The organism is Arthrobacter ipis (assembly GCF_014694315.1).
Taxonomy (GTDB): Bacteria; Actinomycetota; Actinomycetes; order Actinomycetales; family Micrococcaceae; genus Arthrobacter; species Arthrobacter ipis.
In genome coordinates, this window is record NZ_JAAOXD010000001.1 from 775,674 (window position 1) to 796,050 (window position 20,377).

General features: G+C 66.0%; 19 protein-coding genes. 9 read left to right on the plus strand and 10 right to left on the minus strand.

Annotated features, from left to right (window positions below; genetic code table 11):
* Position 1 precedes the first annotated feature (1 nt).
* The 4 genes from G9E11_RS03720 to G9E11_RS03735 form a co-directional block, all read right to left on the minus strand.
* Positions 2 to 280 carry a hypothetical protein gene (locus tag G9E11_RS03720; protein WP_190603012.1) on the minus strand — a complete coding sequence of 93 codons (279 nt, stop codon included), beginning with the start codon at positions 278 to 280 and terminating at the stop codon, positions 2 to 4.
* A gap of 119 nt (positions 281 to 399) precedes the next feature.
* A complete protein-coding gene (locus G9E11_RS03725; RefSeq protein ID WP_190603014.1) occupies positions 400 to 1,119 on the minus strand; it encodes a PDC sensor domain-containing protein in 720 nt (239 codons plus the stop codon).
* A gap of 1 nt (position 1,120) precedes the next feature.
* A complete protein-coding gene (locus G9E11_RS03730; protein WP_190603016.1) occupies positions 1,121 to 1,897 on the minus strand; it encodes a FadR/GntR family transcriptional regulator in 777 nt (258 codons plus the stop codon).
* Between the two features lie 129 nt (positions 1,898 to 2,026).
* Positions 2,027 to 2,452: a helix-turn-helix domain-containing protein gene (locus G9E11_RS03735; RefSeq protein ID WP_190603018.1), complete on the minus strand. Its 426-nt coding sequence runs from the start codon at positions 2,450 to 2,452 to the stop codon at positions 2,027 to 2,029.
* A gap of 48 nt (positions 2,453 to 2,500) precedes the next feature.
* On the opposite strand from G9E11_RS03735, the gene G9E11_RS03740 reads away from it, so the two are divergent.
* Positions 2,501 to 3,337, plus strand: coding sequence for an alpha/beta fold hydrolase (locus tag G9E11_RS03740; RefSeq protein WP_194717764.1), 837 nt, complete (start codon positions 2,501 to 2,503; stop codon positions 3,335 to 3,337).
* A 97-nt stretch (positions 3,338 to 3,434) separates the two neighbouring features.
* Here the strand turns inward: G9E11_RS03740 and ptsP are convergent, their stop codons facing one another.
* Complete coding sequence (gene ptsP / locus G9E11_RS03745) at positions 3,435 to 5,120, minus strand: phosphoenolpyruvate--protein phosphotransferase (protein ID WP_190603020.1); 1,686 nt, start codon at positions 5,118 to 5,120, stop codon at positions 3,435 to 3,437.
* A 163-nt stretch (positions 5,121 to 5,283) separates the two neighbouring features.
* Here ptsP and G9E11_RS03750 point away from each other — a divergent pair, with 163 nt between their 5' ends.
* Genes G9E11_RS03750 through G9E11_RS03760 form a run of 3 tightly spaced genes read left to right on the plus strand, consistent with a single transcriptional unit; the run spans position 5,284 to position 9,265 of the window.
* Positions 5,284 to 6,012, plus strand: a complete 729-nt coding sequence (locus G9E11_RS03750; protein WP_190603021.1) for a TetR/AcrR family transcriptional regulator — start codon at positions 5,284 to 5,286, stop codon at positions 6,010 to 6,012.
* Positions 6,013 to 6,065: 53 nt separating this feature from the next.
* Positions 6,066 to 8,102, plus strand: coding sequence for a PTS mannitol transporter subunit IICBA (locus tag G9E11_RS03755; protein WP_190603023.1), 2,037 nt, complete (start codon positions 6,066 to 6,068; stop codon positions 8,100 to 8,102).
* On the plus strand, positions 8,102 to 9,265 hold the full coding sequence (locus G9E11_RS03760; protein ID WP_190603025.1) for a mannitol-1-phosphate 5-dehydrogenase: 1,164 nt from the start codon (positions 8,102 to 8,104) through the stop codon (positions 9,263 to 9,265). Before G9E11_RS03755 ends, G9E11_RS03760 begins: the two co-directional genes overlap by 1 nt.
* Before the next feature lie 299 nt (positions 9,266 to 9,564).
* On the opposite strand, the gene G9E11_RS03765 is transcribed toward G9E11_RS03760, so the two are convergent.
* The gene (locus G9E11_RS03765; protein WP_190603027.1) at positions 9,565 to 10,437 is read right to left on the minus strand and encodes an SDR family oxidoreductase; all 873 of its coding nucleotides are present in this window, start codon (positions 10,435 to 10,437) and stop codon (positions 9,565 to 9,567) included.
* A 97-nt stretch (positions 10,438 to 10,534) separates the two neighbouring features.
* Here G9E11_RS03765 and G9E11_RS03770 point away from each other — a divergent pair, with 97 nt between their 5' ends.
* From G9E11_RS03770 to G9E11_RS03780, 3 genes are all read left to right on the plus strand, one after another.
* Complete coding sequence (locus G9E11_RS03770; RefSeq protein ID WP_190603029.1) at positions 10,535 to 10,915, plus strand: winged helix-turn-helix transcriptional regulator; 381 nt, start codon at positions 10,535 to 10,537, stop codon at positions 10,913 to 10,915.
* 131 nt (positions 10,916 to 11,046) lie between these two features.
* Positions 11,047 to 11,490, plus strand: coding sequence for a MarR family winged helix-turn-helix transcriptional regulator (locus G9E11_RS03775; RefSeq protein WP_190603031.1), 444 nt, complete (start codon positions 11,047 to 11,049; stop codon positions 11,488 to 11,490).
* 57 nt (positions 11,491 to 11,547) lie between these two features.
* Entirely contained in the window at positions 11,548 to 12,774 is a 1,227-nt protein-coding gene (locus tag G9E11_RS03780; protein ID WP_190603033.1) for an MFS transporter, read from the plus strand.
* 91 nt (positions 12,775 to 12,865) lie between these two features.
* Here G9E11_RS03780 and G9E11_RS03785 read toward each other — a convergent pair whose 3' ends face one another.
* From G9E11_RS03785 to G9E11_RS03800, 4 genes are all read right to left on the minus strand, one after another.
* Positions 12,866 to 14,302, minus strand: coding sequence for a sugar porter family MFS transporter (locus tag G9E11_RS03785; RefSeq protein WP_190603035.1), 1,437 nt, complete (start codon positions 14,300 to 14,302; stop codon positions 12,866 to 12,868).
* Positions 14,303 to 14,568: 266 nt separating this feature from the next.
* Complete coding sequence (locus tag G9E11_RS03790; RefSeq protein WP_190603036.1) at positions 14,569 to 16,221, minus strand: MDR family MFS transporter; 1,653 nt, start codon at positions 16,219 to 16,221, stop codon at positions 14,569 to 14,571.
* A 90-nt stretch (positions 16,222 to 16,311) separates the two neighbouring features.
* Positions 16,312 to 16,800 carry a ribonuclease E activity regulator RraA gene (gene rraA / locus G9E11_RS03795; RefSeq protein ID WP_190603037.1) on the minus strand — a complete coding sequence of 163 codons (489 nt, stop codon included), beginning with the start codon at positions 16,798 to 16,800 and terminating at the stop codon, positions 16,312 to 16,314.
* 40 nt (positions 16,801 to 16,840) lie between these two features.
* On the minus strand, positions 16,841 to 17,971 hold the full coding sequence (locus G9E11_RS03800; RefSeq protein ID WP_190603038.1) for a thermonuclease family protein: 1,131 nt from the start codon (positions 17,969 to 17,971) through the stop codon (positions 16,841 to 16,843).
* Positions 17,972 to 18,132: 161 nt separating this feature from the next.
* Between G9E11_RS03800 and G9E11_RS03805 the strand changes: the two genes are divergently transcribed.
* On the plus strand, positions 18,133 to 19,434 hold the full coding sequence (locus G9E11_RS03805; RefSeq protein ID WP_190603040.1) for an MFS transporter: 1,302 nt from the start codon (positions 18,133 to 18,135) through the stop codon (positions 19,432 to 19,434).
* Between the two features lie 138 nt (positions 19,435 to 19,572).
* Positions 19,573 to 20,154, plus strand: coding sequence for a TetR/AcrR family transcriptional regulator (locus G9E11_RS03810; RefSeq protein ID WP_246468667.1), 582 nt, complete (start codon positions 19,573 to 19,575; stop codon positions 20,152 to 20,154).
* Positions 20,155 to 20,377 lie beyond the last annotated feature (223 nt).

Genomic DNA, 20,377 nt, shown 5'->3' on the forward strand with positions numbered 1-20,377 from the left:
CCTAGGCGGCGTTGCCTTCGCTGCTGGGCAGCTGCTCGGCGGGACGTTCCGTGGTCCGTTCCAGCGTGGCGCCGTCGGGGAGATGATGCTGCGGCAGTCCCTGGAGCTGGGTCCGGAACTTTGCGAGGCGGCTCTGGACGAACAGCGATACAGCCACATAGACCACGCAGCTGGAGGTAAAAACGGCGGTATTGTTCAGGCCCATGATGATTCCCAAGGCAGCCGCCACACCCATGGCGACGATGCCCGCCACGATGTGCAACCCCCTGAATCTCACCACGAATAAAGAGTAACCCCGCGCGCCTGCCGGAAACCTAGGTTGCGGGGGATCGTTGCTTGATCCTTATCACCCCGTCATTTTGCGTGCAGGCCGGGACATCTACTGCCCCACGGAGGACCCTAATCCCGGAGGGTGATCAGCTTCCAGGGCAGACGCGCGGGGTTCTCGGGCGAAACGTCCACCGAGATGTCGGACCGCGCCATGTCCTGCTCCAGGAACAAAGTTCCTGTGGCGATCCGTGCGCTGTTGGACGCGATGACGCGGCCGTTGGGTCCCAGCAGGACCACCACGGGCTCGCGGAGCTGAAGGGCCCGCAGGAAGATTCCCTCGAGGTTCGCCAAGGTCAGGTCGCACCCAAGGATCTGAATCCCCTGCGCGGTGGGCGCCGGCACGCAGAGCGTGATGATGTTGACGTTGATGCCGCCGAAATCAACGTAAGGTCCAACCGCCACGGGCTGCCCGCTGGCGGACGGGATGGTGAACCAGTCGCGGGTTGTGTAGTCGTAGTAGTTCAGCGAGTCCGGGTTGAGGTCATGGGTGACGAAACGGGGTTCGCCCGTCCGCTGCGTCCGCCACCATTCCAGCCAGTGGGTCGCTTCCCGGAGGCTCCCCGGGGCGTAGGCGATGCCGGCTCCGACGATGATGTCCGAGTGCAGCTTGATGAACCTGGCCAGTTCCTGCTTCAGGAACAGGAATTCGCTGCGCCGGGGTACGCCTGACACGGCTGCTGCCGCCGCCGAAACCGTGCCTGCAATCTTCTCCAGATCAACGAAAACGCGGCTGATGCTGGAGGAGAGCACGGCGGCCGTCCGATCAAGGGCTTCTTCTACGGTCTCCACGTCACGCACCTTCTTCGGGCCGCATCGTCAACCTGAGATGCTGCTCTATCAAGTATTCGGTCTCGTTGCGGCTGTGCCGTTCTGCCGCGCTGGCGGCTGCGTCCGAGTCCCTGGCCCGGATTGCATCAACGATTGCGGCGTGTTCTTCCACGGACTTTCCGTCGCTGCCGGCCTGGCCGGAGCGCCCCCACCACAGGGTCATCAGTTCGGCTTCAAGCTGAAGGGCGGCCGAAGTGAGCCTGCTGGACTGCGCGGCAATGCTGACGGCAACGTGGAACCGGCTGTCCATGCGGCGGCGGGCCCGGTCATCGGCCGAGTCCCGGTGGCGCCTCGCCAGATCTTCAAGGTGCTCCACATTCTTGGGATCCGCCCGCCCGGCCGCAAGCCGCGCGGACATTGAAGCGATGGCGGCCCCCAGGTCACCGAGGTCCCTGAGCGCCTCGGTGCTCGTTTCCCGAAGCTTGTCCTGCAACTGCGAATCCGCAAATTCGATCTGCCGGCGAATGACACTGCCGCCGCTGCGTCCCCGGCTGGTTTCGATCAGGCCCTTGGTCCGCAGGGCGGCGAGGGACTGCCGAAGGGTGATCGGGGAGATGCCGAGTTCACCGGCAAGCACGGACTCCGTGGGCAGCCTGTCTCCTTCGGTGAGGATGCCCATCAGGATGGCGGTCTCAATCTGGTAGGAAACCTGGTCCGCCCGGCCCAGCCCCTCCGGCTCACTTCCGCGGAGCAGCAGCAGCAGGTCAAGGGCGGAGGTCGAAATTGCCGCACTTTCCATTTCCAGGCCTCCCGCAGTCCGTGGCTCCGCTGTAGCCGGCGTCCGCGCCCGTAGCCTCAGGCGCTTTTCCGATTACCTTCAATCTTTGCACGTTTAGCTTTCCCGGCCGCCCCCGGGGCCGGTGAGGCTCTACTGTCCGCTCTCGCCGCCGGAAGTCCCGGTGTTAGGCCCTCCGGCCGCTGCCGCCTGCTTCTTTTTCTGCCCCTCCAGCCATGCCATTATGGCGGCCAGCCGGATCCGGCGGTGGGTGCCGCGGTATTCCACCGGAATTTCGCCCCGGTCCGTCATGTTCCGGAGGTAGGTGTGGGAGATGCCGGCCAGCTCGGCTGCCTTTGAGGTGGTGAGCATTTCCTCCACGCTGCTTACGGTCACCGCTTCGCCGCGGCTGAACCTTGCCAGGAGGTCGACGACGGCGTCCCTCGCCTGCGGCGCGAGGCGGTGGACAGTGCCGTCCACGAACACGGTGATGTCAGTGCCGCCGTCGAGCGCACGCTGCAGCGCCAGCGCCTCGTCGGCAGGAAGGGCGGGCGCCACCCTGGGAGCAATCAGAGCCATGGCAGAAGCCTAACCGCTGTGGAACGGTGAGTTGGATATGCTCGGCGGATGAGACTGAGCGATGGAGTAGCAGTGACGGCGAACGGCCTGACGGGCCGCCTGTACACGTCGAACGAGGCGTCGTCCGCCGGACAGCCGGCCTACGTGCTGCTCCACGGCATCGGCGTCTCGCACCGCTACCTCGCGCGGCTGCACGTCGAACTGGCCGGTGGCCCGAAGGAACAGAACCAGCAGGCGGGGCGAGCCGAAGGGGGTGCCGCCGTCTATTCTTTCGACCTGCCGGGTTTCGATGGCACGCCGCGCCCCCGGCGCCAGGTGACGGTCGGTGAATACGCGGCATTCGTCGCGGCGGTCCTGGCTGAGTATGGCGTGGAGTCCTGCATCGTGGTGGGCCATTCGATGGGGGTGCAGTTCGCCGTGGAATTGGCGCTCCTGGCGCCCGGGCTGGTGACCCGGACGGTGCTCATGGGCCCCGTGGTGGATCCCGAACGCAGGAGTGCCGCCTGGCATGGGCTGGCACTGACGCGGGATTCCCTGTTCAGTGAGCCGCCGCTGACGAACGCGGTGGTCTTCACCGACTATTTTCGGACCGGTATTCGGTGGTACCTGACCGAACTGCCCGTGATGATGGAGTATCCGCTCGACTCCCGGATCCGGGGCGTGGCCCAGCCGGTGCTCGTGCTCCGCGGTGGAAGGGATCCGATCGCCCGCCGGCCGTGGTGCCAGCTCCTCGCCGCGCAGGCGCCGGATGGTGCGTTTGCCGAGGTTCCCGGGTGCGGGCACGTTGTTCAGGACACCGCACCCGAAGATGTTGCCCGGATCATCCGGCGCTGGGCCGGCGCCGCGGCCGAGGGCTCAGCGGCAGCCGGCGGCTTCACGGCCTGACCCCTAATCTGACGGCCTGAACCTAATCTGTCGGCCTAAACGACGGGAAGGCAGGCGCCCGGCATGCCGTGCGCCTGCCTTCCGCGAGCAGTTTGAGCTACAGTCCAAGTTCTTCCAAGACCGGCAGCTTTTCCCGGACCCAAGCGCGGGCTTCCACGGCGCTCGGCGCGGACAGGGCCAGCTTGGCCAGCTCCTGGGCCTCCGCCAGCGTGACGGTCTTCAGAACGGCGGCCACCGCCGCCAGAGAGCGGGCGGTCATGGACAGCGTGGTGACGCCCAGACCGGTCAGCACGACCGCGAGGGCCGGGTCAGCCGCGGCCTCGCCGCAGACGCCCACCGGCTTGTTGTGTCCCTCTGCCCTTGAACCCTCAACAGTCAGGCCCACGAGGCGCAGCACGGCAGGCTGCCACGGCGTGTTCAGTCCGGCTAGCGGGCCCAGCTGGCGGTCGGCGGCCATGGCGTACTGGGTGAGGTCGTTGGTTCCCAGGCTGGCAAAGGCCACTTCACGCAGGATGGTGTCGGCGGTGAGGGCGGCGGAAGGAACCTCCACCATCACGCCCGGCGTTTTGATGCCGGCTTCGGCGCACATGGTGGCGAAGCGGGCTGCTTCCTCCGCCGTCGAAATCATTGGGGCCATGACCCAGACGTCAGCCTCGGACTCCTTTTCGGCCTGCGCAATCGCCTCCAGCTGCCGGTCGAGGACGCCCGGCGTGGTGAAGTCGGTGCGGTAGCCGCGAACGCCCAGTGCCGGGTTGGGTTCGGTGGAGTCCGTGAGGAACGGGAGCGGCTTGTCCGCGCCGGCGTCCAGGGTGCGGAGCACCACCTTCTTGCCGGGAAAGGCATCAAACACGCCCTTGTATGCGGCGGCCTGTTCCTCGACGCTGGGTTCGGTGTCACGTTCGAGGAAGCAGAACTCGGTACGGAACAGGCCCACGCCCTGGGCGCCGAGCTTGGCCGCGGCCTGGGCGTCCTTGGCCCCGCCCACGTTGGCGAGGAGGGGCACGAGGTGGCCGTCCGCCGTCGAACCCGTACCGCTGAACTCGGCCAGGAGGGACGCCGTGGCAGCCCAGGCCTCGGCAGCTGCGCGAAGTGAATCGTCCGGGCCGGCGGTGATGGAACCGGCGGCGCCGTCGACGTAAACCTCGGTGCCGTCCGGGAGCTCGTCCACGCCGACGGCAGCCACGACCGCCGGCAGGCCGAGCGAGCGGGCGATGATCGCGGTGTGGGACTGCGGACCGCCGCCGGCGGTGACCAGGGCGAGGACCTTGTTGGGATCGAGGGTGGCGGTGTCGGCGGGGGCCAGGTCCTCGGCCACCAGGATGAACGGCTCGTTAGACGACGGGATGCCCGGCGCCGATACGCCACGGAGTTCGGCCACGATGCGGGCGCGGACATCCAGGACGTCGGTGGCGCGCTCCGCCATGTAACCGCCGAGGTTATGCAGCATTTCCGAAACCGAGGAGCCCGATTCCCAGATGGCCCGCTGCGGCGAGGTGCCGCGGGCGATCAGCTTAGCTGCGCCCTTGATCAGCATGGTGTCCTTGGCCATCAGGGCAGTGGCTTCCAGGACGGCCTTGCCATCGCCGGTGGCGTGGTCCGCGCGGGCCTTCAACTCATCATGGACGGCACCCGCTGCGGCCTTTAGTGCTGCCGTCGCCTCTTCGGGGGTGGTCCCGGCAGCCAGCTGTTCGCCGGCCGGAGGTTCGCTGATGGGCTTGGGCATCTGGCGGATCGTGCCGATGATGCGGCCTGGGCTGACGCCTACTCCTGGGAAGTTCTGCACTGAAGGTCCTCGTTCTCTGCCGGTAGCCAGGCCCGCCGGTATATGCCCGGGCGGGAGCCCGGAAGCTCGGAACGGCTACGTCCGATGCTGCGTTGCGGTGCCTGGAAAAAATTGTATGTGATTCAGTTCATATAGCGTTGCTATAGGTGCTAGGGTAGCGGTTATGAGTTTCGATGGCCAGCTTCCGCCCAAAATGAGGCTGTTGCGTGCGGCAGCCGAGTTGCTGGCCAAATCCGCGGGGGCTGCTGTCTCCACCCGCCAGATCACGCAGCTGGCAGGCGTTACGGCGCCCACCCTCTATCACCACTTCGGTGACAAGGAGGGCCTGTTTGACGCAGTCGTCGCCGCGGGTTTCGAAGAGTACGTGGCGGGCGAGAGGGACTTCGCCCCGTCCGGACAGCCGCTGGTGGACATCCGGCGGATGTGGGACAACCACGTGCAGTTCGGGCTCGCGCAGCCCGAACTTTATCTGGTCATGTTCGGTAACATCCGCCCTGAGAGCCGCCCCGCCATCGTTGCTGATGCGGAGGGACTCCTGGAGGAAATGCTGAACAAGGCTGCTGCGGCCGGCCAGCTGAACGTCCAGCCGCGGGAGGCCGCAAGGAGCATCCTGGCCGCCAACGTGGGCGTGACGCTCATGCTGATCGCAGAACCGGCCGCCGAGCGGAACCTTGAGCTGTCCACGATGACCCGGGACGCCATGATTTTTGCGGTGTCCAGGGACCAGGGGCGGGATGCGGGAGCGGAGGACTCCGGGAAGTCATCCGTGGTGGTGGCGGCCATCGCGCTGAACGCGGCGCTGCAGGCATCCCACTCGGACCAGCTCACCAGCTCGGAACTCAAGCTTTTTCTCGAATGGCTCCACCGGATCTCCACCAGTTCCACCAGCTAGACGAAACTATCGGACCATCCTGCGGTGCCGCAGGGACCACGTTAGGAAATCACATGGCAACAGAGACAGTTGCAAAACCCAAAACCAGTGCGCGGGTGCACGTCCAGAGGTTCGGGACGTTCCTGTCCGGCATGATTATGCCCAACATTGGTGCCTTCATTGCCTGGGGCCTCATCACCGCGCTCTTCATTGAGAAGGGATACATCCCCGTCCCGGCGCTCGGCGGCTTCGGCACCAATGCGGCGGGCGCGCCAAACGTGGGCCTCGTTGGCCCCATGATCACCTACCTGCTGCCGCTCCTGATCGGCTACACCGGCGGCAAGATGGTCTATGACGTCCGCGGTGGCGTCGTCGGTGCCATCGGTACCATGGGCGTGATCGTCGGTGCCGGCATCCCGATGTTCATCGGTGCCATGATCATGGGTCCGTTGGGTGGCTGGACCATCAAGAAGCTCGATGCGATCTGGCACGGCAAGATTCGTCCCGGCTTCGAGATGCTGGTGAACAACTTCTCCGCCGGCATCTGGGGTGCCCTGCTGGCCCTGCTGGGCTTCTACGGGATTGCCCCGCTTGTCGCGGCCTTCAGCGCCGGAGCCGGCAACGTGGTCCAGTTCCTGGTGGACCACGGCCTGCTGCCGCTGACCAGCATTTTCATTGAACCCGCCAAGGTACTGTTCCTGAACAACGCCATCAACCACGGCGTGCTGACCCCGCTGGGTATCCAGCAGTCGCTGGAGCAGGGCAAGTCCATCCTCTTCCTGCTGGAGGCCAACCCCGGCCCGGGCTTCGGTCTCTTGCTTGCCTACATGTTCTTTGGCCGTGGCGCTGCCAAGGCCTCAGCGCCGGGTGCCGCCCTCATCCACTTCTTCGGCGGCATCCACGAAATCTACTTCCCGTACGTGCTGATGAAGCCGATCCTGATCCTCGCCACTATCGCCGGCGGTATGACAGGCATCGCCACCCTGGCTGTCACCAACTCCGGCCTCGTGGCGCCGGCCGCCCCCGGTTCCATCTTCGCGGTGTTCGCCCAGACCGCCCGTGACAGTTACCTCGGAGTGGCTCTCTCGGTTGTGCTCGCAACCGCGGTTTCCTTCCTCGTCGCCTCGGTGATCCTGCGGACGTCCAAGAACCGCGACGACGAGGGCGACCTCGGTGCCGCGACCAGCCGCATGGAGGACATGAAGGGCAGGAAGAGCTCCGTCTCTTCCATGCTTACTGGCGCCGGAGCCGGCGGCACCGCGGTCCTGACCCGTCCCATCGAGAACATTGTGTTCGCGTGCGACGCCGGCATGGGCTCCAGCGCCATGGGCGCATCGGTGCTGCGCAACAAGATCAAGGCGGCCGGGTTCCCGGAGGTCAACGTCACCAACGCGTCCATCGCAAACCTTACTGACACGTACGACGTGGTGGTGACCCACCAGGACCTCACCGAGCGTGCCACGCCGGCTACGTCCAGCGCTGTGCACGTCTCCGTGGACAACTTCATGAACAGCCCGCGCTACGACGAGATCGTGGAGCTGGTCCAGCGCAGCAATGCTGAAGGAACGGCGGCTCCCACTGCCGGGGCAGCTGCGGGAGTGCCCACGGCCGCAGCCGGGACCACCGGGGCCGGCACCACCGCCGAAACTGCCGCTGCCCCCGAAACCGCCGCGGCGCCGTCGGACATCCTGGTACCGGAGAGCGTGGTCCTGAACGGCTCCGCCTCCACCCGGGATGCCGCGATCGACGAGGCGGGCCAGCTGCTGCTGGCGCGCGGCGCCGTGGACAACGACTACATCCTCGCCATGCACGAGCGCGAGGAGTCCGTCTCCACGTACATGGGCAGCTTCCTGGCAATCCCGCACGGCACCAACGCCGCCAAGGACCACATCCGGAAGTCGGCTGTCTCGGTGATCCGCTACCCCGAGGGCATCGACTGGAACGGCAAGCAGGTCAAGTTCGTGGTGGGCGTGGCCGGTGTCAACAATGAGCACCTGCACATCCTGTCCTCGATCGCCAAGGTCTTCACGAACAAAGCGCAGGTGGCGCAGCTTGAGGCGGCAACATCTGTGGACGAAGTCCTGGAACTGTTTGGAAAGGTCAACGCATAGTGAAGGCTGTACATTTTGGGGCCGGCAACATCGGCCGGGGGTTTGTTGGCCTGCTGCTGCACGAGGCCGGGTATGAGGTGGTGTTCGCTGACGTTGCGGATGCCCTGATCTCCCAGCTCGCTGGGGCGGACAGCTACAGCGTGCATGAGGTGGGGGAGAACCCCGCCGTGCGCAAGGTGGATAACTTCCGGGCGCTGAACTCCGGCACCCAGGAGGCGCAGCTCATCGAGGAAATTGCGACGGCGGACATCGTCACCACGGCGGTGGGGCCGCACATCCTGAAGTTCGTGGCCCCCGCGATCGCCAAGGGAATCGCGGCCCGGGCCGCAGGGCTGCCACCGCTGCAGGTGATGGCGTGCGAGAACGCCATCAACGCCACGGACCTCCTGCGCGAGTCAATCGTCTCGTCCTGGGACGAGGCCGCCGGATCCTTGGCGGACTCGGCGGTGTTCGCCAACACGGCTGTGGACCGGATCGTGCCCAACCAGGAACCAGGGCAGGGCTTGGACGTCACGGTGGAGACGTTCTACGAATGGGTCATCGACCGCACGCCGTTCGGGGGTGCCGCTCCGGTGATTCCGGGTGCAACCTTCGTGGACGAGCTCGGGCCGTACATCGAGCGCAAGCTGTTCACGGTGAACACGGGACATGCGTCCGCGGCCTACTTCGGGTTTGAAGCCGGGCTGGAGAAGATTTCCGACGCCATGGCGGACGAGGACGTTGCTGCGGACGTGCGCGCCGTGCTGGACGAGACAAAGCAGCTGCTCGTGTCCAAACACGGTTTCAGCTACGACGAGCAGGAAGCCTACGTCCAGAAGATCCTGGGCCGCTTCACTAACCCGCACCTGCCGGACACCGTGAACCGCGTGGGGCGCGCGCCGCTGCGCAAGCTCAGCCGGCACGAGCGGTTCATCGGCCCGGCGGCGGAACTGGCCGAACGCGGGATCGTCCCGGAGGCCCTGCTCGGCGCGATCGCAGCCGCCCTGCGCTTCAACGACCCAGCCGACACCGAGGCCGTTGAGCTCCGCCAGATCCTGGCCTCGTCCGAACCGGCCGCGGCCACGGAGCGCATCACCGGGCTGGGCCAGGACCACCCGCTCTTCGCCGCGGTCTGCGGACTCGTCGAGGAACGCAAGGCAGAGGACGTCGCCGCCCCGGCCTAGCTGGCACAACTGCGAACGGACGACGCCGGAACTCAACGTGAGTTCCGGCGTCGTGTGTTGAACAGCCCCCATTCAGACGCGTCCTCAGGTCCTGCGGTTTTTCCCCGACGCGTCCTCAGGTCCTGTCGCCTTTGGTGCGACCCTTCCTCACTTGAGACCGGTTCGGGGTAATCCTGCTGACGCCAAGTGCGGAAGCGTTCGCCGGAAACCTGCAGGAGGTGAGGAAGGGTTGCCCTAAGACTTGCAGGAGGTGAGGAAGGGTTTGAAGAAAGCCTGCAGGAGCTGATAGGGCGTTGTGGCTAGTTCGACTGGAGGCCCTCGGCGGCGGCCTGGACCGCTTCGCGCAGCGGCGTGGTGGGCCGGCCGAGCAGGGCGCTGAGGTCTCCGCTGGTGACCAGGAGATCGCCGCGCGCGATGCCGAGGTCGCTGTCAGCCAGGATGGCCGCGTATGGCTCCGGCAGTCCGGCGCCTACCAGGACCTCGGTGTACTGCTCGGCAGGCAGGTCCTTGTACGTCACGGGCTTGCCGGACGCCGCACTGACTTCTCCGGCCAGCTCACTGAGGGTGAAGGCATTGTCGCCGCCCAGCTCGTAGACCTTGCCGCCCTGGTCTTCCTGGAGCAGCACAGCCGCTGCCGCGGCCGCGTAGTCCGCACGGGCGGCGGCGCTCACGCGGCCGTCGCCGGCGCTGCCGAACACGGCACCATGCTGGACCTGGACCGGGAGCTGGCCCGTGTAGTTCTCCAGGTACCAGCCGTTGCGGAGCAGGACGAACGGGACGCCGGAATCCCGGAGTATTTCTTCAGTCGCGATGTGCTCATCGGCCAGCTTCATGGCGGTGGTGTCCGCGTTGGCAACGCTGGTGTAGGCGATCAGGCCGGCACCGGCCTCCTTGGCCGCATCGATCGCGTTCCGGTGCTGCTCGACGCGCTGACCCACCTCACTGCCTGAAACGAGCAGGATCTTGTCCGCGCCGGCAAACGCCTGCCGAAGGGACTCCGGCTGGCTGTAGTCGATGGTGCGGACCTGGACGCCGCGCTCGGCGAGGTCGGCGATCCTGTCCACGGTCCGGCCTGCGGCAACGATCTGTTCCGCCGGCAGGCCGCTTTCAAGCAGCGCTTCGACGACGAGGCGGCCGAGCTGGCCGGTGGCTCCGGTGATGACGATGGTCATGATTGGTCCCTTCTGAGATGACTGTCAGTGGTGCCAACCCCGTTCGTTCCCGGTTACTTCCCAGAAGAGAGTACGCACTTTAAGGTAAGGTACTCTCATGAAGGTAAGTACCCCAGCCGAGGTCCCCGCTTTCCCCTTCGCCGACGGGATCTTCCCCGCGGGCTGCCCCAGCCGGACAGTGCTGGACCATGTCACGAGCAAGTGGGGTGTACTGCTCCTGGTGGCGCTGTCCGAGGGGCCCCAGCGCTGGAGCGAACTACGCCGCCGTGCCCAAGGCATCAGCGAGAAGATGCTCGCCCAGACACTGAAGACCCTCGAAGCCGACGGGTTCGTCCGCCGCGACGCGCAACCGATCATTCCGCCCCGGGTGGACTACAGTCTGACCGCTCGTGGGGACGAGTTGGCCGCCCTGCTGCTGCCGCTTGTCGCCTGGGTGGCCGAGCACGCCGAGGCGATCGTGAACCGTCAGGCGAATTAGGACCCATCCCTGGGTGGCATTACTGCTCGGTGCGGGCCGCTCTGCTATTGAAGGTTCCGGGCCCGCCGCCCTGATCTTCAGGTTCAACTGACTCTTGTATTTAGGTATCCTAACTATTAGGATACCTAAGTATGAACACAAAGAATGCCCCGGCGCTGCACGAGCTTGCGCAGGACTTCCGTGAGGCCCTGCGGCACAGCGTGTACCTGGTCCGCCGCCTCGACGCGGACGGTGACCTGAGCGCCGCCCAGCTGAGCACGCTCAAAATGCTGCTCGACGACGGCGTCCGGGTGGGTGAGATCGCCCGGAACCTGGGCGTCAGGGTGCCCAGCGCCACCGAACAGATCATCAAGCTCGAGCGGGCCGGACTGGCCCGCCGGGAAGCGGATCCGGACGACTCCCGCGCGGTCCGCGTTGTGCTGACCGCGGAAGGCCGCGGCGCCGTCGAATCCGCCAACCAGCGGCGGAACGCCGTCATGGCCGGCATCCTTGAATCCCTCACCGACGATGACAGGCGTGCCCTCGCAGCCGCCCTCCCCGTCATCGAAAAGATCAACAGCACTCTTCAAAACTGACGAGAAAACCTGACAATCCACCCAAAACTGATTCAGCGACACTTAGGAGATCCCTCCATGGACGGCCAGCTCGCAGACACCCTGCCGGCACCACAATCCACCCTCGAGGCAGAGAAGGCCTCATTCCTCAAGCAACCGAAGGCGGTCTGGGCCACGGCGCTCGCAGCCGTGTTCGCCTTCATGGGTATCGGCCTGGTGGACCCCATCCTGCCGGCCATCGCCAAGAACCTGGACGCCAGCCCCAGCCAGGTCTCACTGCTGTTCACCAGCTATTTCCTGATCACGGCCGTTGCAATGCTCCTCACCGGCTTCATCTCGTCGCGGATCGGCGGCAAGCGCACCCTGCTGGCCGGACTGGCTGTGATCGTGGTGTTCTCCTCGCTCTCGGGGCTGTCCGGAAGCGTCGGCGAACTGGTCGGATTCCGGGCCGGATGGGGACTCGGTAATGCACTTTTCGTGGCCACAGCGCTCGCCGTCATTGTGGGGGTGGCCAGCGGCGGTGCGGGGACGGCGATCATCCTCTATGAGGCCGCCCTTGGCCTGGGCATCTCGTTGGGCCCGCTCCTTGGCGCACTCCTCGGAGGCTGGCAGTGGCGCGCCCCCTTCTTCGGGACGGCCGCGCTCATGGCCGCCGCCTTCATCGCGCTCACCGTGCTGCTTCCGAAAACCCCGCTGCCGGCCCGGAAGGTCAGCCTGGCCGATCCGTTGCGGGCCCTGGGCAACAAAGGACTGCGGACGACGGCGGCCAGCGGACTGTTCTACAACTACGGCTTTTTCACCGTGCTCGCCTTCACCCCGTTCATCCTGGGCATGGACGCGTACGGCATCGGCGGGGTGTTCTTTGGCTGGGGCGTCGCCGTCGCCGTCTTCTCGGTCTTCGTGGCCCCGGCGCTGCAGAACCGCTTCGGTGCCACGAAAGTGCTCCTCGGCACGCTGTTCCTGCTGATGCTGGACATGGCGGGCCTGGGGCTGGCCGCGGGCCATTCGGTGCCCGCCGTCGTTACGCTCGTGGTGGTCTCGGGAGCGCTGCTGGGCATCAACAACACCATTTACACCGAGCTGGCCATGGGCGTTTCGGACTCGCCGCGCCCCGTCGCCTCAGCCGGGTACAACTTCGTCCGCTGGATGGGAGGCGCCCTGGCGCCCTTTGCCGCGGCGCAGCTGGGTGAGCACTTCGGGCCGCAGGTTCCGTTCTTCGCGGGAGCGGTGGCGATGATTGCCGCCATGGCAGTGGTGGCCGGTGGGCGGCGTTACCTCGCGGCCCACGAACCTCACGTGGTCTGACCCGCCCACAAAACAAAAGACGCCCACATTCCCAAGACTAGGCAGGGAACATGGGCGTCTTCCGTTTCATGCCGGAGGAGCCAAGAGCCGGTCAGACCTTGACGGACCCCTTCGGAACAAACAGGGTCTCAGCCTGTTCCAGCGACATGCCGTTCGTCTCCGGCACCTTGTACATGACGAAGAAGAATGAAGCTGCGGCGAAGAGTGCGTACATGGCGTACGTCAGGGGCAGCGAGCCGGCGGCCATCACGGGGAAGCTCAGCGTGATGGCAAAGTTGGCGATCCACTGGGCGGCGGCGGCCAGGCCCAGGGCTCGGGCGCGGATCCGGGCCGGGAAGATCTCGCCCAGCAGCACCCAGACCAGCGGTCCCCAGGATGTGCCGAAGCTGATCACGAACACGTTTGCGGCCACGAGGGCAACGGGACCCCATGCGCCCGGCAGCGTAATGTCCGAGCCGGTGCCCGTGGCCGAGGCGAAGGCCAGGGCCATGGCGCCGAGGGAAACGGCCATGCCGATGGAGCCGGCCAGCAGGATGGGGCGGCGGCCGATCCTGTCCACGAGGGCGATGGCCACGAGCGTGACCAGGATGTTGGTGATGGACGTGGCCACCGAGATGGTCAGCGAGTCCTTCTCCTGGAAGCCCACGGCCTTCCAGAGCGTGGTGGAGTAGTAGAAGATCACATTGATGCCCACGAACTGCTGCAGGACGGACAGGGTGATGCCGATCCAGACCACTGCCTGCAGGCCGAACGCCTTGCCACGCAGCGACCCCTTCCTGCCCGCGAGCTGGTCCTCTTCGATCGCCTCGCGGATTTCCCGCAGGTGGCGGTCGGTGTCCTCATCCGGGGCGATGGAGTCGAAGACCTTGCGGGCCTGGTCCTCCTTGCCCTGGACCACCAGGAAGCGCGGGGACTCGGGGAGCGTGTAGGCCACCACGCCGTAGAGCACTGCCGGAAAAGCGGCGGCCAGGAACATCCAGCGCCAGGCCTCGATGCCCAGCCAGAATGGCTGGTGCGCACCCCCGGCGGACGTGGCGAACAGGGCGTCGGACAGCAGGGCCGCGAAGATGCCCGTGGTGATGGCCAGCTGCTGCAGCGACGCGAGACGGCCGCGGACGTGCCGGGGCGAAATTTCGGAGATGTACGCCGGTGCAATCACCGAGGCCAGGCCGATGCCCAGCCCGCCCACCAGGCGCCAGAATATGAGATCCCAGACGCTGAAGCAGAAGCCGGTGCCGATGGCGCTGATGAGGAACAGCAGTGCCCCCAGCTTCATCGCGGGGATGCGGCCATAGCGGTCCGCCACCTTGCCGGCCATGTACGCGCCGGCCGCGCAGCCCAACAGTGCTACGGCCACGGCGAAACCGGTGACGGCCTCGCCGAGCGCGAATTCGTCCTTCATGGCGTCCACGGCGCCGTTGACCACCGAGGAGTCAAAGCCGAACAGGAAGCCGCCCACGGCGCCGGCAAGCGCCAGCCAGATCACCCGCTTGGGGATCTTGGCGGTTGTCTGCTTGTCGGTGGACATGGTTCTCCCTTGGTTCGGGGGTGGGTGGATGCGGTGCAAACGTCGTCGGCTGCGGAAACCGGCCCTGGCGGCCGGCGCACACGCGCCTAACAGTGTGCCACGTCACCGGGCGCTGTTCCACTCCGGGACGGATGACGACGACGGCGGGAAGCCCCGCCGTCGTCGTCCGTTTGGTGCCGCATCCGGCGGATTTCCTGAGAAAACGAAACGGCAGGCACCCGAAGGTGCCTGCCGTAACGCAAATGCGGAATTGGCGTAAGCGGTGCTTAGTGGGCGGCCGCGGGCTCCTTCATCACTGCCTTGGGGTCGGTCAGTTTCTTCTTCGGCAGCGCGAAGCTGATGAGGAAGGCGATGCCGGTGAGGACGGCAGCGGTGAGCATGACGGTGTCGATCGACTGGGCAAAGCCCTCGGTGATGGGCCGGGTGAGCACCGGGTTCGCGGTGTGCAGCCAGCTGGTGTCGTTGAGGGAGTCGTTGCTGGCGCCGTTCTTGAAGAAGTCGTAGAGCTTGGCGTTGGCGGGATCGGCGGCAACGGCGGGGTCCTTCAAGACCTTGAGGTAGTCGGCGTTCTGCACGGCGTCCTTCATGCCGTTGGCGATCTTGTCCGCGGCCAGGCTGAACAGCATGGAGATGAACACGGCCGTTCCGACGGCGCCGCCCATGGAGCGGAAGAACGCGGCCGTGGAGGTGCCCACGCCCATGTCCTTCGAGGGCACCGAGACCTGCATCGCGAGGGTGAGCGGCTGCATGCAGAAGCCCAGGCCCAGGCCGAAGAAGACGGCGATCAGGCCGGGGACCCAGAGCTCGGTGTCCGCGCCGAGGGAAAACCCCATGACGATGGCGGCGGAGGTGAGGATGGCGGTGCCCAGGATGGGGAAGATCCGGAAGGTGCCCGACGACGAGATGGTGCGTCCGGCGGTGATGGAGCCGGTCAGGATGCCGACGGTGAAGGTGATCATCATCAGGCCGGCCTCGGTGGGCGTGAGGCCCTTGACCAGCTGCAGGTACATGGGCAGCATCGCGATGGCGCCGAACATGCCGATGCCGATGATGAAGTTCAGCAGCGAGGACAGCCCGAAGGTGACGTTCCGGAAGAGGCGCAGCGGGATGAGCGCGTAGTCGCCGGCGCGGCGCTCGGCCAGCAGGAAGGCGACGATGCCGAGGACGCCCAGGCCGTAGCAGATGAAGGAATTGGCAGAGGTCCAGCCCCAGCTACGGCCCTGTTCGGCGACGAGCAGCAGCGGGACGATGGCCAGCGTGATGGCTGCGGCGCCCCAGTAGTCGATCCGCTGCTTGACGTGCTTGGCGGGCAGGTGAAGGTAGAGGAACACCACGGCCAGCGCGGACAGGCCGATGGGCAGGTTGATGAAGAAGACCCAGCGCCAGCCGTCGAAGCCCAGGATGCTCTCGGATCCGGCGAAGGCGCCGCCCACCACGGGGCCGAGGACTGAGGAGATGCCGAACACGGACATGAAGTAGCCCTGGAACTTTGCCCGGTCCTTGAGCGGGACGATGTCACCGATGATGGTCAGCGCCAGGGCCAGGAGGCCGCCAGCGCCCATGCCCTGGATGCCGCGGGCGATGGCCAGTTCGGTCATAGAGTGCACCGAGCCGGCATACAGCGAGCCGGCCAGGAAGATGATGATCGCCGCGAGGTAGAGCGGGCGGCGGCCGAAGATGTCGCTGAGCTTGCCGTACAGCGGGGTGGTGACCGTGGAGGTGATCAGGTATGCCGTGGTGGCCCACGCCTGGAGGGAGAGCCCGTCGAGGTCGTTGGCGATGGTGTAGATGGAGGTGGACACGATGGTCTGGTCCAGCGAGGACAGGAACATGCCGAGCATCAGCCCCACCATGACGGTGATGGTCTGCCGCTGCGTCAGGACCTCTCCGGGCGCGGGTCCGGCGGTGGTTTTGGACATGGCTGCTCCAGGGTCAAGAGAAAGGGGGATCGCATTTGATAGTTGCTTTCAGTAACTATGTTACTTGCTGCTTTGTTCCCCATGTATTCCTCAGCGCTCGATGAGGATTCCATCCGGATCGCACCAGATCGTGGCGCCGGTTCGGATGGTCACGCCGTCGATCAGCAGGTCCACGTCAGTCTCGCCCGCTCCCGCCTTGGCACTCTTACGCGGATTACTGCCCAGGGCTTTGACTCCGAGGGGCAGTTCGGCCATGGCCTCACGGTCGCGGATGGCGCCGTTGATTACGACGCCGGCCCAGCCGTTTGCCACGGCGCTCGCGGCGATCAGGTCCCCCATCAGCGCGGTCCGCAGGGACCCGGCGCCGTCCACAACGAGCACGGCGCCGTTCCCGGGTGTGGCGAGGATGGACTTGACGAGGGCGTTGTCCTCGAAGCAGCGCACGGTCCGGACGGGGCCGCTGAAATGCGAGTGGCCGCCCAGGGACTGGAACTGCAGGGAGATGGAGTCCAGCTCGTCGCCGCGCTCATCGTAAAGATCGGCGGTGTTAACGGTGGCATTGGCAGGCGAAGCGGTCATTGGTTCTCCTCGGGATCGTGGTGCGGCTATCAAAGCCTAACTATCCGCAGGGCCTCCACGTCTTACCGCCGGGTGCGTAGCAGCGCGGCCCGGTGTAGCCCGGGTACGGGTCGGTGACCGGTGCGGGAGCTGCCGGCGGTTCATATACGGGCGGAACGTAGACAGGGGGAGCCGGCGGAACATAGACAGGAGGAAGGTTTCTGATGCGTTCGGCCTCCGCGGCGGCGGCCTCAGCTGCAGCCTTGGCCTTGGCTGCTGCGGCCGCCTCAGCCGCCACTTTCGCAGCTGCCGCCTTTGCTGCGGCTTCAGCCTTCACCCGGGCCGCCTTCGCTGCTGCTGCCGCATCGGCGAGGCTTTTCTTCTTACCCTTGATTGCTGCCTGCCGTGCCGTCGCCGCTGACGCTGAAGTGTTCAGCCGTGAAACGAGCTGAGCCAGCGTGGCTGGCTGGTAGGCAGCCCAATGGACCTTGCCCTTAGCTTCCGAGGCCGCCTTCAGCGCTGCGATGGTCGCCAGGGCGGTTACGAGCCCCGCATTTGATTTGTCGAGTGCGGACGCCGATTCTGAGAGTGGAACGGCAGTGATCGCCTCCACTGCTGCGACCGCCTGCTCAACTTGCTGCGCGGGCAGACACGCGAGATCCGGGGAGTTGAGTCCAGCAGCCCGGGTCCGGGCCTCTTCGAAGGCTTCCTCAACCGCGGGGTAAAACTTGCGGTTCGGCTCTATAAGCATCGGCACACCCAAGCCTTGGCGCGCGACCTCGGCGTTGATAAGGGTTCCTGACGAATCAAAAACGCCGGCGAGTGTGCGTCCATACTTGTCGGTCGGCTCTACATCGAGCTCCAGACGTACCACTGACCCGACCGGAAGGAGTTGCTCCAGCGCGGCGGTAGCTTCGGGGCCGAGGCATTCTACGGGGGCGTTCGGGTCCTTGGTTTCCGGGGTATCGACGCTGAGCAGGCGTATGGTCTTCTCGCCTTCACTGGTCGTTGCTACGAAGGTGTCTCCGTCGATGACGCGGCTGACTGTGGCTTCGTCACTTGCAGGGCTCTGGCTGGAGCTGGAGGCCTGTTGGGAGCTGTTGGTGGTACAAGCCGTGAGCGCCAGAGCGGCGGCAATCGCAACAGCGGCGGATTGGAGTAGGGCGCGATGGCCGGGGATTTGTGGCGACAAGATGTATTCCCCCATGGAATGAGCAATAGGTATCTCTGCGGGCGGTACCCCGGTGGCAGGAGGTGTGCAGGCAACGCATTCTATCCCCGCAAAGTACGCCAATCTAAACGTCCTGCGGATAGTCTGATTCCATCATCACGATGTTCCAGGGGGAGACCGCCATGAGCCTGTCCGACATACCCGGTGCGGTACCCGACCCCGGCCTGGTGGGCACGCGGTCATCCGCCGCGCTCGCTGAACCGACGGCACGGGTCAGGTCCCTCTGGGTCACGGGCGTGGTGCTGGTCAACCTCGGCATCAACGCGGCGTTTTTCGGCCCGATCCAGGTGCTCCTCGCGCAGCAGGCGGAGCATTTTGACCCCGGGCAGAAGGAAGCCATCCTCGCCCTCGTCACCGGTGCCGGCGCGGCGGTGTCGCTGGTGGCCAACCCGCTCTTCGGCGCCTTCAGCGACCGCACGGCGTCCCGGTTCGGCCGGCGCGTGCCATGGGTGCTGGCTGGCGCCGTCCTTGGTGCAGTCGGGCTCGTGGGGCTGGCCGGGGCGCCGAACGTGGCGGTGATGACGCTGCTTTGGTGCCTGGTGCAGGCCGGCTGCAACGGTGCCTACGCGGCAATCTTCGCGGCCGTCCCGGACCGCGTCCCCGTCCCCCAGCGCGCCACTGTGGGCGGGCTGGCTGCAATGGGCCAGACAACCGGAATCCTCGTTGGTGCGGTCATTGCCGCCGCTGTCAGCGGAAACTTCGTGCTGGGCTACATCACCTGTGCGGCCGCCCTCGTGGCAGGCGTGGTGATGTACCTGGTCAAGAGCGACGACGCCCCGCTCCCGGCAGCGGCTGCCCGGCCAATGAACTGGGCCGGTTTCCTGCTCGGATTCATCAGGCCGCTGCGTCACCCGGACTTCGCATGGGCCTGGGTTACGCGGCTGCTGGTCAACATCGGCAACCACTTGGTCACCCTGTACCTGCTGTTTTTCCTGGCGGACGCCGTACACCTAAAGGAGACCACGGGGCTCGAACCGGCCTTTGGCGTGCTGGTGCTGACCGGGCTGTACGCCGTGTTCGTGATCATCACCAGCGTGGTGGGTGGCAGGCTTAGCGACAGGACGGGCAAGCGCAAGCCCCTGGTGATCGCATCGTCCGCGATCATTGCGCTGGCATCACTGATCCTGGCCTTCGCCCCCACGTGGGTGGGCTGCATCGTGGGCGCTAGCGTTCTGGGGATCGGATTCGGCGCCTACCTCGCCGTGGACTTCGCACTCATCACCCAGGTGATCCCCGACGCTGCCGACAGGGGCAAGGACCTTGGCGTCTTCAACATCGCCAGTTCCCTCCCGCAGGTCATCGCCCCGGTGATCGCGTGGCCGTTCGTCACCTTGTGGGGCGGCTACGTATCCCTCTATGTAGCCGCCGCCGTCATCGGCCTGCTGGGCGCCGTCTTCGTGGTCAAGATCAAGGGTGTTGCCTAGCGTCGGGACATGTCCGGCTCCCAAGGAGCGCGGAGGCCCGTGCCGTATAGTGGAGTGCGAATTGCGGCAGGACCGGGAATGGGGCTCTCCCTGACTGCACCAGGAATCTCAACCTCCGGACTGATGATGCTTGACTCTATGCCTGATCTTCCGCCCATGGCTGCCCCGCCCTCCCTTCCCCGGCAGCAGCGCCGCTACAACAGGATTCTGGAGGCGGCCGCCGCGTTCGCGCGGAAAGGCCTCCAGTCCGTGACCCTGTCTGAGGTTGCCGACCAGGCCAACGTCCCCCTCGGCACCCTGTACCGCTACTTTCCCTCCGCCACGCACCTGATGCTGGCCCTCTACCGGCACCAGCTCGGTGAGCTCAAGACGGGAGTCGGGCCTGGCGCCGTCCGCATCCATGCGCTCTCCGGTGTGGCCATGGAAATCTTCCACATGCGCGTCATGCAGCCCGCCGTCGAGCAGTGCCTCAGTCAAGGTGTGTACCTCAACGAACGGGACACCACCGGACTGCTGCGGGAGATCGATTCCCTGGCCGAGCGGGCCTTCGCCGCCGTGTGTGGCGACCCTGCTGTCGCCCGGGTCCTGCCGCCTACCATCACCGGTCTAGTCCACTCGGTGCGCTGCCGCAGGCTATCCCTGTTTGAGGCGGAGGAAGATCTGAAGAGGGCGTGCGCATTGCTGGTGCCGGCGCCCCGGCTGGCGCGGAATACCGCGTAACCGGTCTAGACCGACGGGTCACAAAAGGCGCGAAAAGCGGTGAAATGAGCCACAAATCAGGTTTAAATGCGTTCCGATCGGCCCTGCCGGCCCGAAATGGCAAAAGTGGGCCTTTGTCCTGTCTAACATGGCAGTACCGGAGCGGCCAGCACCCCCAGCTCCACTGGCTTTCTGACGGGACCCGCCACCCTGGGGCCGTCAGCGGAAGCGCGTATCTGACCAT

Coding starts and splice junctions, on each gene's coding strand:
- G9E11_RS03810 (WP_246468667.1), top strand. CDS start 19,573: ATGCCTGATCTTCCGCCCATGGCTGCCCCGCCCTCCCTTCCCCGGCAG.
- G9E11_RS03775 (WP_190603031.1), top strand. CDS start 11,047: ATGAACACAAAGAATGCCCCGGCGCTGCACGAGCTTGCGCAGGACTTC.
- G9E11_RS03755 (WP_190603023.1), top strand. CDS start 6,066: ATGGCAACAGAGACAGTTGCAAAACCCAAAACCAGTGCGCGGGTGCAC.
- G9E11_RS03805 (WP_190603040.1), top strand. CDS start 18,133: ATGAGCCTGTCCGACATACCCGGTGCGGTACCCGACCCCGGCCTGGTG.
- G9E11_RS03785 (WP_190603035.1), bottom strand. CDS start 14,302: ATGTCCACCGACAAGCAGACAACCGCCAAGATCCCCAAGCGGGTGATC.
- G9E11_RS03730 (WP_190603016.1), bottom strand. CDS start 1,897: ATGGAAAGTGCGGCAATTTCGACCTCCGCCCTTGACCTGCTGCTGCTG.
- G9E11_RS03740 (WP_194717764.1), top strand. CDS start 2,501: ATGAGACTGAGCGATGGAGTAGCAGTGACGGCGAACGGCCTGACGGGC.
- rraA (WP_190603037.1), bottom strand. CDS start 16,800: ATGACCGCTTCGCCTGCCAATGCCACCGTTAACACCGCCGATCTTTAC.
- G9E11_RS03765 (WP_190603027.1), bottom strand. CDS start 10,437: ATGACCATCGTCATCACCGGAGCCACCGGCCAGCTCGGCCGCCTCGTC.
- G9E11_RS03735 (WP_190603018.1), bottom strand. CDS start 2,452: ATGGCTCTGATTGCTCCCAGGGTGGCGCCCGCCCTTCCTGCCGACGAG.
- G9E11_RS03790 (WP_190603036.1), bottom strand. CDS start 16,221: ATGTCCAAAACCACCGCCGGACCCGCGCCCGGAGAGGTCCTGACGCAG.
- G9E11_RS03750 (WP_190603021.1), top strand. CDS start 5,284: ATGAGTTTCGATGGCCAGCTTCCGCCCAAAATGAGGCTGTTGCGTGCG.
- G9E11_RS03780 (WP_190603033.1), top strand. CDS start 11,548: ATGGACGGCCAGCTCGCAGACACCCTGCCGGCACCACAATCCACCCTC.
- G9E11_RS03770 (WP_190603029.1), top strand. CDS start 10,535: ATGAAGGTAAGTACCCCAGCCGAGGTCCCCGCTTTCCCCTTCGCCGAC.